The organism is Pseudoalteromonas nanhaiensis (genome assembly GCF_051235485.1).
GTDB lineage: Bacteria > Pseudomonadota > Gammaproteobacteria > Enterobacterales > Alteromonadaceae > Pseudoalteromonas > Pseudoalteromonas lipolytica_C.
In genome coordinates this window covers 1-12,931 of the sequence record NZ_JBPNYQ010000003.1, presented here as the reverse complement: position 1 = coordinate 12,931, position 12,931 = coordinate 1, and the positions used below count along the sequence as shown (strand labels likewise).

Genomic DNA, 12,931 nt, shown 5'->3' with positions numbered 1-12,931 from the left:
CAATTGTGACAGAGTATGTCAAAAGTAACAACTCAATTATTATGGGTTGATAGATAAAATTTCAAGTAAGGTTTTGTAAATTTTTAATTTAGGGCTGCCGTCTGTATACGGACTAATCGCTAAAAGCGGGAAAGGTAATGCTGATTTTAAGGTTTCTAAATTGGCCTCTTGTTCACGCATGTTTGGGTCTACATGATTTGCAATCCAGCCCACACAATTAACACCTAGCGCTTTAAAATGAGCAGCTGTCAGTAATGCATGATTAAGGCAGCCTAGCTTCATGCCAACCACTAAAATTACATTAAGATTTTGTGATTTAACCCAATCACAGAGTAAATCGGTTTCGTTGATAGGTAAACACCAACCACCTGCACCTTCTGTAAGAATATAATCGGTATTGAGTGCTTTTACGTTCGCATAAGCAGCATCAAGCTTATCAAATGTCAGCCTGTCGCCTACTTGGGCTGCAGCAATATGTGGTGCAATGGGTGGCTCATAGGTAAAGGGGTTAACAATGTTATATTTAACCCCAATTGATGAGCTTTCCATTAAGGTTAATGCATCATCATTAACTAGTTGCCCAAACGCTTCTTCTGCACCTGCGGCAATGGGTTTAAAACCAACCGCACGCTGTTTATGTTGCGCTAGTAAGTTTAATAATAAACTGGTGACATGGGTTTTTCCGGCATCGGTGTCTGTACCCGTGATAAAAAATTCTTTCATTTTTGAGTTAATTCTATTTTTCTAATTCTAAAAGGACAACTTGATAGCTCACTCTAGCATGCCCATCAACCAGTGGATATGCTTTACAAACACTATTAAGTGCCTGCCTCGTTAATAACCCTTGGCGTTTTTTCTTAGTTTGCAATGAGGTAGCGCCAATCGCTTTTATCGAGCGCAGTGCTTCTAAGGGCGATTTATAGGCATCTATATAACATCTATCGGCTGCAAAATTGAGTTTAAATCCGGCCATTTGTGCATACTCAATAATATTATTAGCACCATGAAACTGATTAATATGGTTTTGCTCATCTAAACAAGCAAAAGCCTGTTTGATCTCTTTGAGCGATCCATCTACCACACAGCTTAAATAAAGCTTTCCGCCTACTTTTAGTGAATAAAAGAGACTTTTAAGTAGTGCTTCTAAATCAGCAGACCATTGCATTGCAAAATTACTAAACACACAATCTAGCGAACTTTTCTGTAATGGTAGGTTATCCATATCAGCACACACTTTTAAACAATGCGGGTTTTGCTCTGTGCTTAGCATGGAATGACTTAAGTCCATTGCCAATACAGTATCAAAATGTGTTTTAAGCATTGCCGTATTAACTAATGGCCCAGCCCCTAAATCAAGGCAAGTACCCTGCTGATGTTTATTTGCCATCATTTTTAATAAATGCGCAGCCGCTTGTTTTTGTACATTGGCATGGCTTGCATAATTCGCAGCCGCTTTTGAGAACTTAGTTTGTGTTGTTAGCTTATTACTGTCTTGAAAGCTTAAAGGTACTTGCAGTTGAACACTCATAAACACTCCACTAGCGAATCAACCAGCTGTTTTATATCATCTGGAAGATGTGCGCTACTTATGGTGATCCGAAGCCGTGCGGTATTAAAAGGTACCGTGGGCGGTCGAATAGCGGTTAACCATATGCCTTTTTCTTTAAGCTTATTAGCAACAGCAAGCGTGTGTTCTGCATCGCCTAATACCAGAGGTTGTATAGCCGTTGATGATTCCATTAATGCTAAGTTACGCTCTTTGGTAAGCGCTCTAAAGTAAGCAATATTATCTGTAAGCTGAGCGCGTCTATTATCCGCTTTTAATAACTTTTCGAGCCGTTCAAGAGTACAACTAGCCATCAGAGGAGATATTGCTGTTGAATAAATGTATTCGCGATTAAACTGCAGCATGTAATCAATCATTTGTTTTGATGCAAGCAGGCAAGCACCACTACTTGCCAGTGCCTTTCCAAAAGTGATGATCAGTAAATCTGGTTTGATTGCCTCACAACTGCCTAAACCTTGCTCACCCAATACGCCAAAGCCATGGGCGTCGTCAATCATCAGCCAGGCATTGTATTGTTTAGCGAGTTTACAGAGTGCTGCAATGGGGGCTTGATCGCCATCCATCGAAAATACCCCTTCGCTCACTATGAGCTTATGCTTTGCTTTTGACTTTTGTAACCGAGATTCTAAATGCTTAAGGTCGTTATGATTAAACCGTACCATGGCAGCGGCAGAATGAAGTCCACCATCAATTAAACTGGCATGATTAAGTTTATCTTGGAAGATTGCCGATGATTGCGCCACGCTTTTATCTTGAAACAACGCTTTTAATACACTGCTGTTAGCACTAAATCCGCTATTAAATAACATGGCGCTTTCATAGCCTAATAACTCGCATAAACTCTGCTCAAGCTGTTGCTGTGCTTTATTATAACCATTCACTAGCGCTGAACTGTGGCTACCTAGTTGCTGCGTTTGTATTTCAATAAAATCATCAGCAAAACCAAGGTAGTCATTACTGGCAAAATTTAAATACTGTTTACCTGCAACCTGAATAAAGCGCCCACTTGCTTGCTCAACAAGCTGACGCTTTCTCAGTAATGCATCAGCTTTACGCTCAACAAGATGCTCGGCAATAAAATCAAAAGCCATTTAAATGTTACGCTTCGTAAAATAGTTCTGATGTTGCTTTATCAGCAACTTTTGATGAAAGTGATGCCTCTACTGCTTCATCAGAATAATCTTCACGCCTTTCTGGGTTCATGCCTAATTTTTTAATCAGCATCATGTCAGCGTCTGCTTCAGGGTTTTCTGTAGTCAGTAATTTATCGCCGTAGAAAATTGAATTAGCACCGGCAAAGAAACACATTGATTGCATTTGTTCATTCATGGCCGTGCGACCAGCAGATAAACGGACATAGCTTTTTGGCATCATAATACGTGCTACAGCAATGGTACGAATAAACTCAAAATGATCTAAATCTTCAACATCTTCAAGTGGCGTGCCTTTTACCTTAACCAACATATTAATTGGCACACTCTCTGGCTGCTGCGGCAAATTAGCTAATTGCATTAATAAACCAAAACGGTCAGCTGCCTGCTCGCCCATACCAACAATACCGCCAGAACACACTTTCATTCCGGCATCACGCACGTTATCTATGGTGTTTAAACGGTCTTGGTAAGTACGAGTTGTAATGATCTGCTGGTAATACTCAGGGGATGTATCAAGGTTATGGTTGTAGTAATCAAGACCCGCGTCTTTTAATGCATGAGCTTTTTCATTATCAAGCATGCCAAGAGTCATACAGGTTTCAAGCCCAAGCTCTTTCACTTCTTTTACCATTTTCTCGATATATGGCATGTCGCGATCTTTTGGATCAGACCAAGCGGCCCCCATACAAAAGCGCGTTGCACCCTTTTCTTTAGCTGCACGTGCTTGCTCTACCACTTTTTCAACTTCCATTAGGCGTTCACGCTCTAAATCCGTTTTATAATGACCAGACTGAGGACAATATTTACAGTCTTCTGGGCAAGCACCCGTTTTAATCGATAATAAAGTAGAAATTTGTACTTCATTTGGGTTGAAGTTTTCACGATGAACACTGGCCGCTTTGAATAATAAATCATTGAACGGCATTTCAAATAATGCTTTTACTTCTTGGTGAGTCCAATCGTGACGGACAACAGCGTGCTCCATAATAGTCTCTTTTTTTAAATTAATGGACGGTATGATTGGCTAAGTCTACGAGTTGACGTAACATTGTCAACGAACAGGAGGCTATTAAAGTTTACATATGAACAAAAAACAATCTATAGATCTAAATTTTGACCGCGAACATATTTGGCACCCTTATACATCAATGACTAATCCTTTGCCTGTTTATCCGGTAAGTCATGCTCGTGCAAACCGCATTTTTTTAGAGACGGGTGAAGTATTAATTGACGGAATGGCATCTTGGTGGAGTGCTATTCATGGTTATTGCCATCCGGTTTTAAATGAAGCAATAGCCACACAACTAAACAAAATGAGCCATGTTATGTTCGGTGGCCTAACACATCAACCCGCTGTTGAACTGTGTAAAAAGCTCGTTAGTATGACGCCACCCTCACTTGAAAAAGTGTTCTTAGCCGACAGCGGTTCTGTCAGTGTTGAAGTAGCAATAAAAATGGCTCTTCAATACTGGCTGAGTAAAGGACATACTGGTAAACAAAAACTAATGACGCCGCTTAAGGGCTATCATGGTGACACCTTTGCTGCCATGAGTGTCTGCGACCCTGTAAATTCAATGCACAGTATGTACTCTGGTTTTTTACCTGAGCATGTTTTTGTTCCTGCTCCAAGTGCTAAGTTTAACGGTGAGTTTAGTTCTACAGAGGCTGAAAACCTAGAAAACTACTTTGTAGCTCACCACCAACACGTTGCGGCATTTATAATTGAACCCATTGTGCAAAATGCTGGGGGTATGAATTTTTACCATCCCGATTACTTAAAACATCTACGCATACTTTGCGATAAGTATGATGTTTTACTTATTTGTGATGAAATCGCCACAGGCTTTGGCCGCACAGGTACCTTGTTTGCTGTTGAGCACGCCGATATAGAACCAGACATTTTGTGTATTGGTAAAGCATTAACGGGTGGCATGATGACACTTTCTGCAACCTTAACCACCAGCAAAGTTGCTATTGGTATTAGTGAAGGTGAAGCCGGCGTATTAATGCATGGCCCAACTTTTATGGGTAATCCATTAGCATGCGCAACTGCCTGCGCCAGTATTGATTTACTGCTCGAACAACCTTGGCAAGAACAAATAGCACATATTAACCATGTACTCACCGAGCAGCTTGCTAAATGCAAACAACTTGAAGACGTAGCAGATGTTCGCACCCTTGGTGCAATTGGTGTTGTAGAACTAAAACGTAATGTTGATGTTGCAAAAATTCAACGCTTTTTTATAGAGCAAGGAGTGTGGATCCGTCCGTTCGGTAAACTTATCTACCTAATGCCACCTTATATAAGTGATCTGCAATGCCTAACTAAGTTATGTGATGCTATATTCGCAGCTATTGATCAACAGGCGTATTGAAGACATTAAAAAAGGAAGCTCATGCTTCCTTTCTTATTCATACTTTACCATTCAAACATATACGCCATTTTACTTATGGTTCGTAAAGGAACATTGTGTTCACAACGTTTAGCATAAAGGTGCTGCAATGATTTATCTTTAATTTCACCAACAATCACTTCTTTTACTTGATAACCAAGGGCTGTAGCCGCTTGCGCGTAGGCGATAAACTCCCACTTTTTAATATTGGTGTTATCAACAATTACCAATGGGATTTCTTCTGCTAAAGCATTAATAAACCGCGCAAGGTTTAAGTTGTGATATTCAGGAAGCTTGTATTTATCAAATTGATACACACCTTCGCTGTTATAAAAATAATCATCTGTTGCGCAAACGACATACTCACTTTCGTTACCAGCAACTAACTCATCAGCTAGGCTTTGCGCATAATATGATTTACCCGAGCCGGGTAAGCCGCGAAGAATAAAAACTTGTTTCATAGCACCTGTAATACAATAAAAAATAAAAACTAAAGGACAGTTATCCTGTTGAGAATTGTTAATAATGCCACAAAATAACCAATTAGCGCAGTGAGAAATTAAATTATCACGAATTTTACGCAAAAAACCGCTGTTATTTTGTTCAATTGAAGAAAAACTAGTAAAGAGTATGTCTGAATAGTTTTTTTATTTGATTTACGAAGGTAAGATAGTCGATTCAAGTGCAATGCACAGCATTATTATATTAGGCAACTTATATCATTGGAGTGAAGATGAGCCATTTAGCGATTTCAGAGCTATTAGAAGGCAAGGTTGCGGTTGACAGCCAAGTAACAGTAAAAGGCTGGATCCGTACACGCCGCGATTCAAAAGCAGGAATTTCATTTTTAGCCGTTCATGACGGTTCGTGTTTTGATCCTATTCAAGCGGTAGTACCTAATTCACTCAATAATTATGATGAAGTAACACGTTTAACTGCTGGTTGTTCAGTATCTGTCACGGGTATTCTTGTGCCTTCAGCGGGTCAAGGTCAGTCTTTTGAAATTCAAGCTAACTCTGTTGAAGTATTAGGTTGGGTTGAGAATCCAGACACCTATCCTATGTCAGCTAAACGTCACAGCATTGAGTATTTACGTGAACACGCACATCTTCGCCCTCGTACTAACATTATGGGCGCGGTAACACGTGTACGTAACTGTTTAGCTCAAGCGATTCACCGTTTTTACCACGAGCAAGGTTTCTACTGGATCAGCACACCTATCATCACTGCAAGTGACTGTGAAGGCGCTGGTGAGATGTTCCGTGTATCAACTTTAGATATGGAAAACTTACCGCGTACAGATAAAGGTGAGATTGACTACAGTGAAGATTTCTTCGGTAAAGAAGCATTCTTAACTGTATCTGGTCAGTTGAATGGTGAGACATACGCATCGGCAATGTCAAAAATCTATACTTTTGGCCCTACTTTCCGTGCTGAAAACTCAAATACATCTCGTCACTTAGCTGAGTTTTGGATGGTTGAACCTGAAGTTGCATTCGCAGATTTAGAAGACATCGCTAAACTTGCTGAAAACATGCTTAAATATGTGTTCAAAGCAGTATTAACTGAACGTCGTGATGATATGGAATTCTTTGCACAACGTGTTGAGAAAACAGCTATCTCTCGTTTAGAAGAATTCGTGACTAAAGATTTCGCACAAGTTGATTACACTGATGCTATCGAAATTTTAAAAGCATGTGGTAAAAAGTTTGAGTTCCCTGTTGAATGGGGTGTGGATTTACAATCTGAGCACGAACGTTACCTTGCTGAAGAACACTTTAACGCGCCAGTAGTTATCAAAAACTACCCACGTGATATCAAAGCGTTCTACATGCGTCAAAACGAAGACGGTAAAACAGTGGCAGCGATGGACGTAGTTGCACCAGGTATTGGTGAAATCATCGGTGGTTCTCAACGTGAAGAACGACTAGATGTATTAGATAAGCGCTTAGAAGAAATGGGCTTAAACAAAGAAGACTACAGCTGGTACCGTGACCTACGTAAATACGGTACTGTACCTCACTCTGGTTTTGGCCTAGGTTTTGAGCGTTTAGTTGCTTATGTAACAGGTATGGGCAACGTTCGTGACGTTATCGCCTTCCCTCGTACTAAAGGCAGCGCGACATACTAATCAGTATCGCCTAGCAAATAAAAAGCCGCTCGAGAGCGGCTTTTTATTTTTTCTTTTGTACAGATGTAATATCGACAACTCTATCTCCTTCAAAGGTGATAGATACTAAATACTCACCGCCAATTGAGCCCTTAAGGTTATATGACCAAGTTTCTACCTTTTGACCGGGCTTTATATTACCGCCTGTATCAATACCTAAACTTTGCACGTCTTTGAGTAAGGGAGCGCCTAATTTATCTAAAACTTCGATTTTGCTCATATCTTTAAGTACAAGATCTCCATCAGATAACCTAAAACTGCTGCCAGCAAAGACTATTAAAGGACAGAATAAAAAACATAAAAGTAAAAGGTTTTTGAACATGGTTCTTGCCTTAAAATAACATTGAAATGTGATTCTGGATTATGAAGTTATAGTTTAATTTTAGAATGTAAAATCCCTTTAGCCAATATCCGAAAGGTTAGATGAAGCAAGCATGAAAACTTCTAAACTATCGGTTTATTGAAAAACGGTTTATGTATAACGTCCTTTCCAGCTCGTGTTTTTAAATTACCATAAAAAAAGCTGCGCACCTAAAAGGTGAACAGCTTTTAACAACCAGAATCGTTATGAATTACAGAGCGCTTTCAAGCTCTGGTAACACATCAAATAAATCAGCAACTAAACCATAGTCAGCGACTTGGAAAATTGGCGCATCAGGGTCTTTGTTGATGGCAACAATCACTTTAGAGTCTTTCATACCCGCTAAGTGTTGAATCGCACCACTGATACCTACAGCAATATATAAGTCTGGGGCAACAATTTTACCGGTTTGACCAACCTGCATATCGTTTGGCACAAAACCAGCATCAACAGCAGCGCGTGAAGCACCAATTGCTGCGCCTAGTTTGTCAGCAATACCATTCAACAACGAAAAGTTTTCACCATTTTGCATACCACGACCACCAGAAATAACCACAGGTGCAGCAGTCAACTCTGGGCGTTCTGATTCAGTTTGTTCTTCTGATACAAACTCACTCAAACCAACAGAGCCTTTACCTGTAACGCTTTTTACAGCTACCGGTGCTTGCTCTGATGCAATATCAAAGCTACTAGCACGAACGGTGATTACTTTTTTGCTATCCAGAGATTTAACTGTGGCAATCGCATTACCTGCATAAATAGGACGTTTAAAGGTATCAGCATCAATCACATCGATGATTTCAGAGATTTGCGCAACATCTAAAAGTGCTGCAACACGTGGCATAAAGTTTTTACCCGTTGTTGTAGCGCTCGCGACAATGTGTGAATAGTTATCTGCTAAAGATAAAACCAGATCCGCTAGGTTTTCAGCAAGCTGATGTGCGTAAGCGGCATCATCAGCAATCAGGACGCTGCTAACACCTGCAATAGATGCTGCTTGCTCACTCATTGCAGATAAGTTTTCGCCTGCAAGTAGTAAATCTACATCAAAACCTAGTTTAACAGCAGCAGTAATCGTTTTATTTGTTTCAGGCTTTAGAACACCTTTGTCGTGTTCGGCTATCACTAATGTTTTCATTTAGATCACCTTCGCTTCTGTTTTTAACTTTTCTACCAATGTCGCAACATCTTCAACGATAATGCCACCACTGCGTTTTTCTGGCTCGTTTACTTCAACCAGCTGGACGCGAGGCGTAAGGTCTACACCTAAGCTATCAGCAGCAATTACATCAAGTGGTTTACGTTTTGCCTTCATAATATTTGGCAATGAAGCGTAACGTGGTTCATTTAAACGTAAATCTGTCGTAACGATAGCAGGTAGTTTAAGAGCGACTGTTTGTAAGCCACCGTCCACTTCACGCGTTACATTAACTGTACCCGCTTGTACATCTACTTTAGATGCAAAGGTACCTTGGCCACGACCTGTTAGAGCAGCAAGCATTTGACCGGTTTGATTGTTGTCAGAGTCAATCGATTGCTTACCTAAAATAACTAGCTCAGGTGATTCTTGCTCTACAATCTTGCTCAGTAATTTAGCAACATGTAAAGACTCGAGCTTTTCTTCTGTTTCAATATGAATGGCTTTATCGGCACCCAGTGCTAAGGCCGTACGTAATTGCTCTTGAGATGATTTATTACCAATAGTCACAGCAACAACCTCAGTGGCCGTCCCTGCTTCTTTTAAACGAATAGCTTCTTCAATTGCAATTTCACAAAACGGGTTCATCGCCATTTTTACATTAGCTAGATCAACATCCGTTTTATCGGCTTTAACGCGTGCTTTGACGTTGTAGTCAATTACTCTTTTAATTGGAACGAGGACTTTCATCGTGACTCCATCAATTGTGTGTTCTCAAAGTTGACCTTCGCGTCAACTTATTTATTTTATGAATTCAGACTACTTCCTGTTGACGTAAACGTCAACCTAAAATAACCTTAAAGTATTCACAGCCTGTAACGTTTCATTTGCAAGTATGAAATAAGGTTCTTTACAGCAGGTCCGTCACCGAGAAGAGGTTTATATGGTCGAACGCGAAACCATGGAATTTGATGTAGTCATCGTAGGCGCAGGCCCAGCAGGTTTATCAACTGCGATTAGATTGGCTCAACAAGCACAAGAAAAACAACAAGAATTAATGATCTGTGTGGTAGAAAAAGGCTCTGAGGTGGGCGCACACATTTTATCTGGTGCCGTTTTTGAAACCAAAGCACTCGATGAATTACTACCCGATTGGCAGTCATTAGGCGCACCGGTTACTACAAAAGTAACGCAAGATGATATTTACTGGTTTAATAACAGTGAAAAAGCCACCAGCATCCCCCACTTTGCGAGCCCTAAAACATTCCATAACGAGGGCAATTACATTGTTTCTATGGGTAATGTATGTCGCTTTTTAGCTGAACAAGCTGAAAACTTAGGGGTCGAAATATTCCCAGGCTTTAGTGCGCATTCTTTAATCATTGAAGACGAGACAGTAAAAGGCATTATCACTGGCGATATGGGTCTTGATAAAGACGGCAACGAAAAAGACGGTTATATGCCGGGTATGGAGCTTAGAGCAAAATACACCGTATTTGCCGAAGGCTGCCGAGGTCATTTAGGTAAAGAGTTAATCAAACACTTTGCCCTTGATAAAGATGCGTCTCCACAGCATTACGGTTTAGGGTTCAAAGAAATATGGCAAATCGATCCGAGTAAACATAAAGAAGGCACCGTTGTACATGGCACAGGCTGGCCATTAACCGGCGATACAAGTGGTGGTGCGTTTATGTATCACAGCGACAACAACCAAGTAGTCGTAGGCTTAATTGTTGACCTTAACTACTCAAACCCACATTTAAGCCCGTTTGATGAATTCCAACGAATGAAACATCACCCTGTCTTTAAAGATGTGTTAGAAGGCGGTGAGCGTATAGCCTATGGGGCAAGAGCCATTGCCAAAGGTGGCCTGCGCTCATTACCAAAAATGCACTTCCCGGGTGGTTTACTTGTTGGTTGTGATGCCGGCACATTAAACTTTGCCAAGATCAAAGGTAACCATACCGCAATGAAATCAGGCATGGTCGCTGCTGATGTGATTGTAGCAGCCCTTAGCGACGGAAAAGAAAATACCGATTTAGCAGAATATAAAACGGCCTTTGAACAAAGCTGGGCGTATAAAGAGCTCTATCAATCGCGTAACTTTGGCCCTGTTATGCACAAATTGGGTAAGTTCTTAGGGGGGGCTTATAACACACTAGACCAAAACCTATTTGGTGGCAGCTTACCATTTAACTTTGAAGATAACATGCCAGATCATGCCACCTTAGTTACTGCTGATCAGGCCGAAAAAATCGACTACCCAAAAGCAGATGGCAAACTCAGCTTCGATAAACTTTCATCGGTGTTTTTATCAAATACCAATCATGAAGAATCGCAACCATGCCATTTAAAGCTAAAAGATAACTCGATTCCAATTACAGTGAATTTGGTGCAATTTGATGAACCAGCGCAACGCTACTGCCCTGCTGGTGTATACGAAATACAAGAAGTCGAAGGTGAAAAACAGTTTGTGATTAATTCGCAAAACTGTGTGCACTGTAAAACCTGTGACATAAAAGACCCAAGTCAAAACATTACTTGGGTAACACCTGAGGGAGCTGGCGGACCAAACTACCCAAATATGTAATAACTAACGTTACTCATTTAATTAAAATTCATCCTAAATTGCAGGGGCTTCGGCCCCTTTTTTAGGCTATGCTTAAGGTCTGTTTACCTTTACAGATTAAGACGTTAAAGGTGAACTGATATTAGTCGTGATTAAAAGTGAGTAAAATATGCCGTCTTCAAGTGTAACCTTTCGTTTTTTAGCTGAACCTACCGATGTAAATTTTGGCGGTAAGGTTCATGGTGGTGTGGTAATGAAGTGGATTGACCAAGCAGGATACGCCTGTGCTGCAGGTTGGAGTGGTCATTACTGCGTTACTGTTTCAGTAGCGGGTGTAAAGTTTCAGCGCCCTATTTTGGTTGGCCAAATTGTCGAAGTTAAAGCCAGTATTGCTCACACTGGTAAAACCAGCATGCAAATCTTTATTCAAGTCCGCTGCGGTGACCCAAAAACACAAAACCTAGTTGAAACCAATCATTGTGTTATTAGTTTTATTGCGATGGATGAAGCAGGTTACCCAATCGAAGTACCTTCTTATACCGCTGTGACAGACGAAGAAAAGAAAATTGAAAACTATGCGATAAAAATGAAAGAGATCGCAATAGAAACAGAAACCCTTTTGCAAAAAGCGTAAAACAACACTGATTAAAAAACTGCACCTGGTAACTTCTACAGAGCACCCTGAAATTGTTACGACTGCCAAACTGAACGCCTGTTTACAGTTTCAACAACCTGGTCATAAAATCGCTTAATAAAGCCTAAAAACAATACTTTAGGCTTTGTTTTTGCGTTGGCATTGCCATTGCAATACTCCTAGTGAATGACGCGAAACATTCGTTTTTTAATTTATAAAGGAGCTATTAAATGATTAAAGCAATTTCAATGTCTGCACTTTCTTTAGCACTACTAGGTTTTAACAATGCTGCACATGCAGATATTACCGAAATGGATTCTCCGCGTATTTATACCGGTATCGGCTACGGTCAATATTCTTTTGAGTTTGAAGACAGCGAAAATGACACTGACTTCGATGATGATTCACAAATGCTAAAAGGATATATTGGTACGCAATTTAATAAATACCTAAGCCTTGAACTTGCATACCAAAACTTTGATGAAGTAAGCGATATCGATTCTAAAGCTGAAATTGACGGTGTTTCACTGGCTGCACGATTAGCAGCGCCGATTACAGAAAGTTTTTCTGTCTATGCCAAAGGTGGCTGGCTAGAATGGGATGCTGAAATTGAGCAAGACTTAGGTGAACTTGGCAGTATTAGTGCCGACACTAATGGTGGTGATGTATTTTATGGTGCAGGTATTGAGTATGCTTTCACTACGAATATGCAAGTACGTTTAGAATATGAGCGCTATGAATTAGAAGATGATATCGACCCAGATATGGATGTTGCCTCAGTATCATTCCAATACATGTTTTAATTTAAACTACACAGTCTAAATATTAAAAGGCAGTCTCAACTGCCTTTTTTTACGTTTGCATGTGCTTATACCCAAGCCACCTCAAGATGCAGAATTCAGCGTTTCACAGGTGCTTAATATCAAGGCGTTACTTTGCAAGAAT

Annotated in this window: 13 protein-coding genes; 5 read left to right on the top strand and 8 right to left on the bottom strand. The window is 40.4% G+C overall.

All coding sequences use genetic code 11. The annotated features are described in order from the left end of the window. Window positions 1-39: 39 nt before the first annotated feature. Genes bioD through bioB form a run of 4 tightly spaced genes read right to left on the bottom strand, consistent with a single transcriptional unit; the run spans window position 40 to window position 3,706 of the window. Window positions 40-723, bottom strand: a complete 684-nt coding sequence (gene bioD / locus ACSFVZ_RS04055) for a dethiobiotin synthase (RefSeq protein WP_435558163.1) — start codon at window positions 721-723, stop codon at window positions 40-42. 13 nt (window positions 724-736) lie between these two features. Continuing rightward, window positions 737-1,528, bottom strand: a complete 792-nt coding sequence (locus ACSFVZ_RS04050) for a methyltransferase domain-containing protein (RefSeq protein ID WP_435558162.1) — start codon at window positions 1,526-1,528, stop codon at window positions 737-739. Beyond that, the gene (locus tag ACSFVZ_RS04045) at window positions 1,525-2,658 is read right to left on the bottom strand and encodes an aminotransferase class I/II-fold pyridoxal phosphate-dependent enzyme (protein WP_435558161.1); all 1,134 of its coding nucleotides are present in this window, start codon (window positions 2,656-2,658) and stop codon (window positions 1,525-1,527) included. The genes ACSFVZ_RS04050 and ACSFVZ_RS04045 overlap by 4 nt, the downstream gene beginning before the upstream one ends. Before the next feature lie 7 nt (window positions 2,659-2,665). Continuing rightward, window positions 2,666-3,706 carry a biotin synthase BioB gene (bioB, locus tag ACSFVZ_RS04040; protein ID WP_135924446.1) on the bottom strand — a complete coding sequence of 347 codons (1,041 nt, stop codon included), beginning with the start codon at window positions 3,704-3,706 and terminating at the stop codon, window positions 2,666-2,668. A gap of 97 nt (window positions 3,707-3,803) precedes the next feature. Between bioB and bioA the strand changes: the two genes are divergently transcribed. After that, complete coding sequence (bioA, locus tag ACSFVZ_RS04035) at window positions 3,804-5,096, top strand: adenosylmethionine--8-amino-7-oxononanoate transaminase (RefSeq protein WP_435558160.1); 1,293 nt, start codon at window positions 3,804-3,806, stop codon at window positions 5,094-5,096. Between the two features lie 44 nt (window positions 5,097-5,140). On the opposite strand, the gene ACSFVZ_RS04030 is transcribed toward bioA, so the two are convergent. Continuing rightward, window positions 5,141-5,575 (bottom strand): AAA family ATPase, encoded by a 435-nt coding sequence (locus ACSFVZ_RS04030; RefSeq protein WP_135924440.1) that lies wholly within the window; start codon window positions 5,573-5,575, stop codon window positions 5,141-5,143. Between the two features lie 272 nt (window positions 5,576-5,847). On the opposite strand from ACSFVZ_RS04030, the gene asnS reads away from it, so the two are divergent. Beyond that, window positions 5,848-7,245: an asparagine--tRNA ligase gene (asnS, locus tag ACSFVZ_RS04025; protein WP_135924437.1), complete on the top strand. Its 1,398-nt coding sequence runs from the start codon at window positions 5,848-5,850 to the stop codon at window positions 7,243-7,245. Between the two features lie 43 nt (window positions 7,246-7,288). Here the strand turns inward: asnS and ACSFVZ_RS04020 are convergent, their stop codons facing one another. The 3 genes from ACSFVZ_RS04020 to ACSFVZ_RS04010 all read right to left on the bottom strand — a co-directional run bounded on the left by ACSFVZ_RS04020 (window position 7,289) and on the right by ACSFVZ_RS04010 (window position 9,533). After that, window positions 7,289-7,606, bottom strand: a complete 318-nt coding sequence (locus ACSFVZ_RS04020; RefSeq protein WP_435558159.1) for a hypothetical protein — start codon at window positions 7,604-7,606, stop codon at window positions 7,289-7,291. Window positions 7,607-7,856: 250 nt separating this feature from the next. Continuing rightward, entirely contained in the window at window positions 7,857-8,783 is a 927-nt protein-coding gene (locus tag ACSFVZ_RS04015; protein WP_435558158.1) for an electron transfer flavoprotein subunit alpha/FixB family protein, read from the bottom strand. Further along, the gene (locus tag ACSFVZ_RS04010) at window positions 8,784-9,533 is read right to left on the bottom strand and encodes an electron transfer flavoprotein subunit beta/FixA family protein (RefSeq protein WP_119851781.1); all 750 of its coding nucleotides are present in this window, start codon (window positions 9,531-9,533) and stop codon (window positions 8,784-8,786) included. Window positions 9,534-9,726: 193 nt separating this feature from the next. Here ACSFVZ_RS04010 and ACSFVZ_RS04005 point away from each other — a divergent pair, with 193 nt between their 5' ends. The 3 genes from ACSFVZ_RS04005 (at window position 9,727) to ACSFVZ_RS03995 (ending at window position 12,789) form a co-directional block, all read left to right on the top strand. Next, window positions 9,727-11,373 carry an electron transfer flavoprotein-ubiquinone oxidoreductase gene (locus ACSFVZ_RS04005; RefSeq protein WP_138556917.1) on the top strand — a complete coding sequence of 549 codons (1,647 nt, stop codon included), beginning with the start codon at window positions 9,727-9,729 and terminating at the stop codon, window positions 11,371-11,373. A 148-nt stretch (window positions 11,374-11,521) separates the two neighbouring features. Further along, the gene (locus ACSFVZ_RS04000) at window positions 11,522-11,986 is read left to right on the top strand and encodes an acyl-CoA thioesterase (protein WP_054561436.1); all 465 of its coding nucleotides are present in this window, start codon (window positions 11,522-11,524) and stop codon (window positions 11,984-11,986) included. Window positions 11,987-12,216: 230 nt separating this feature from the next. Then, window positions 12,217-12,789 carry an outer membrane beta-barrel protein gene (locus ACSFVZ_RS03995; RefSeq protein WP_435558157.1) on the top strand — a complete coding sequence of 191 codons (573 nt, stop codon included), beginning with the start codon at window positions 12,217-12,219 and terminating at the stop codon, window positions 12,787-12,789. Window positions 12,790-12,931: the final 142 nt, after the last annotated feature.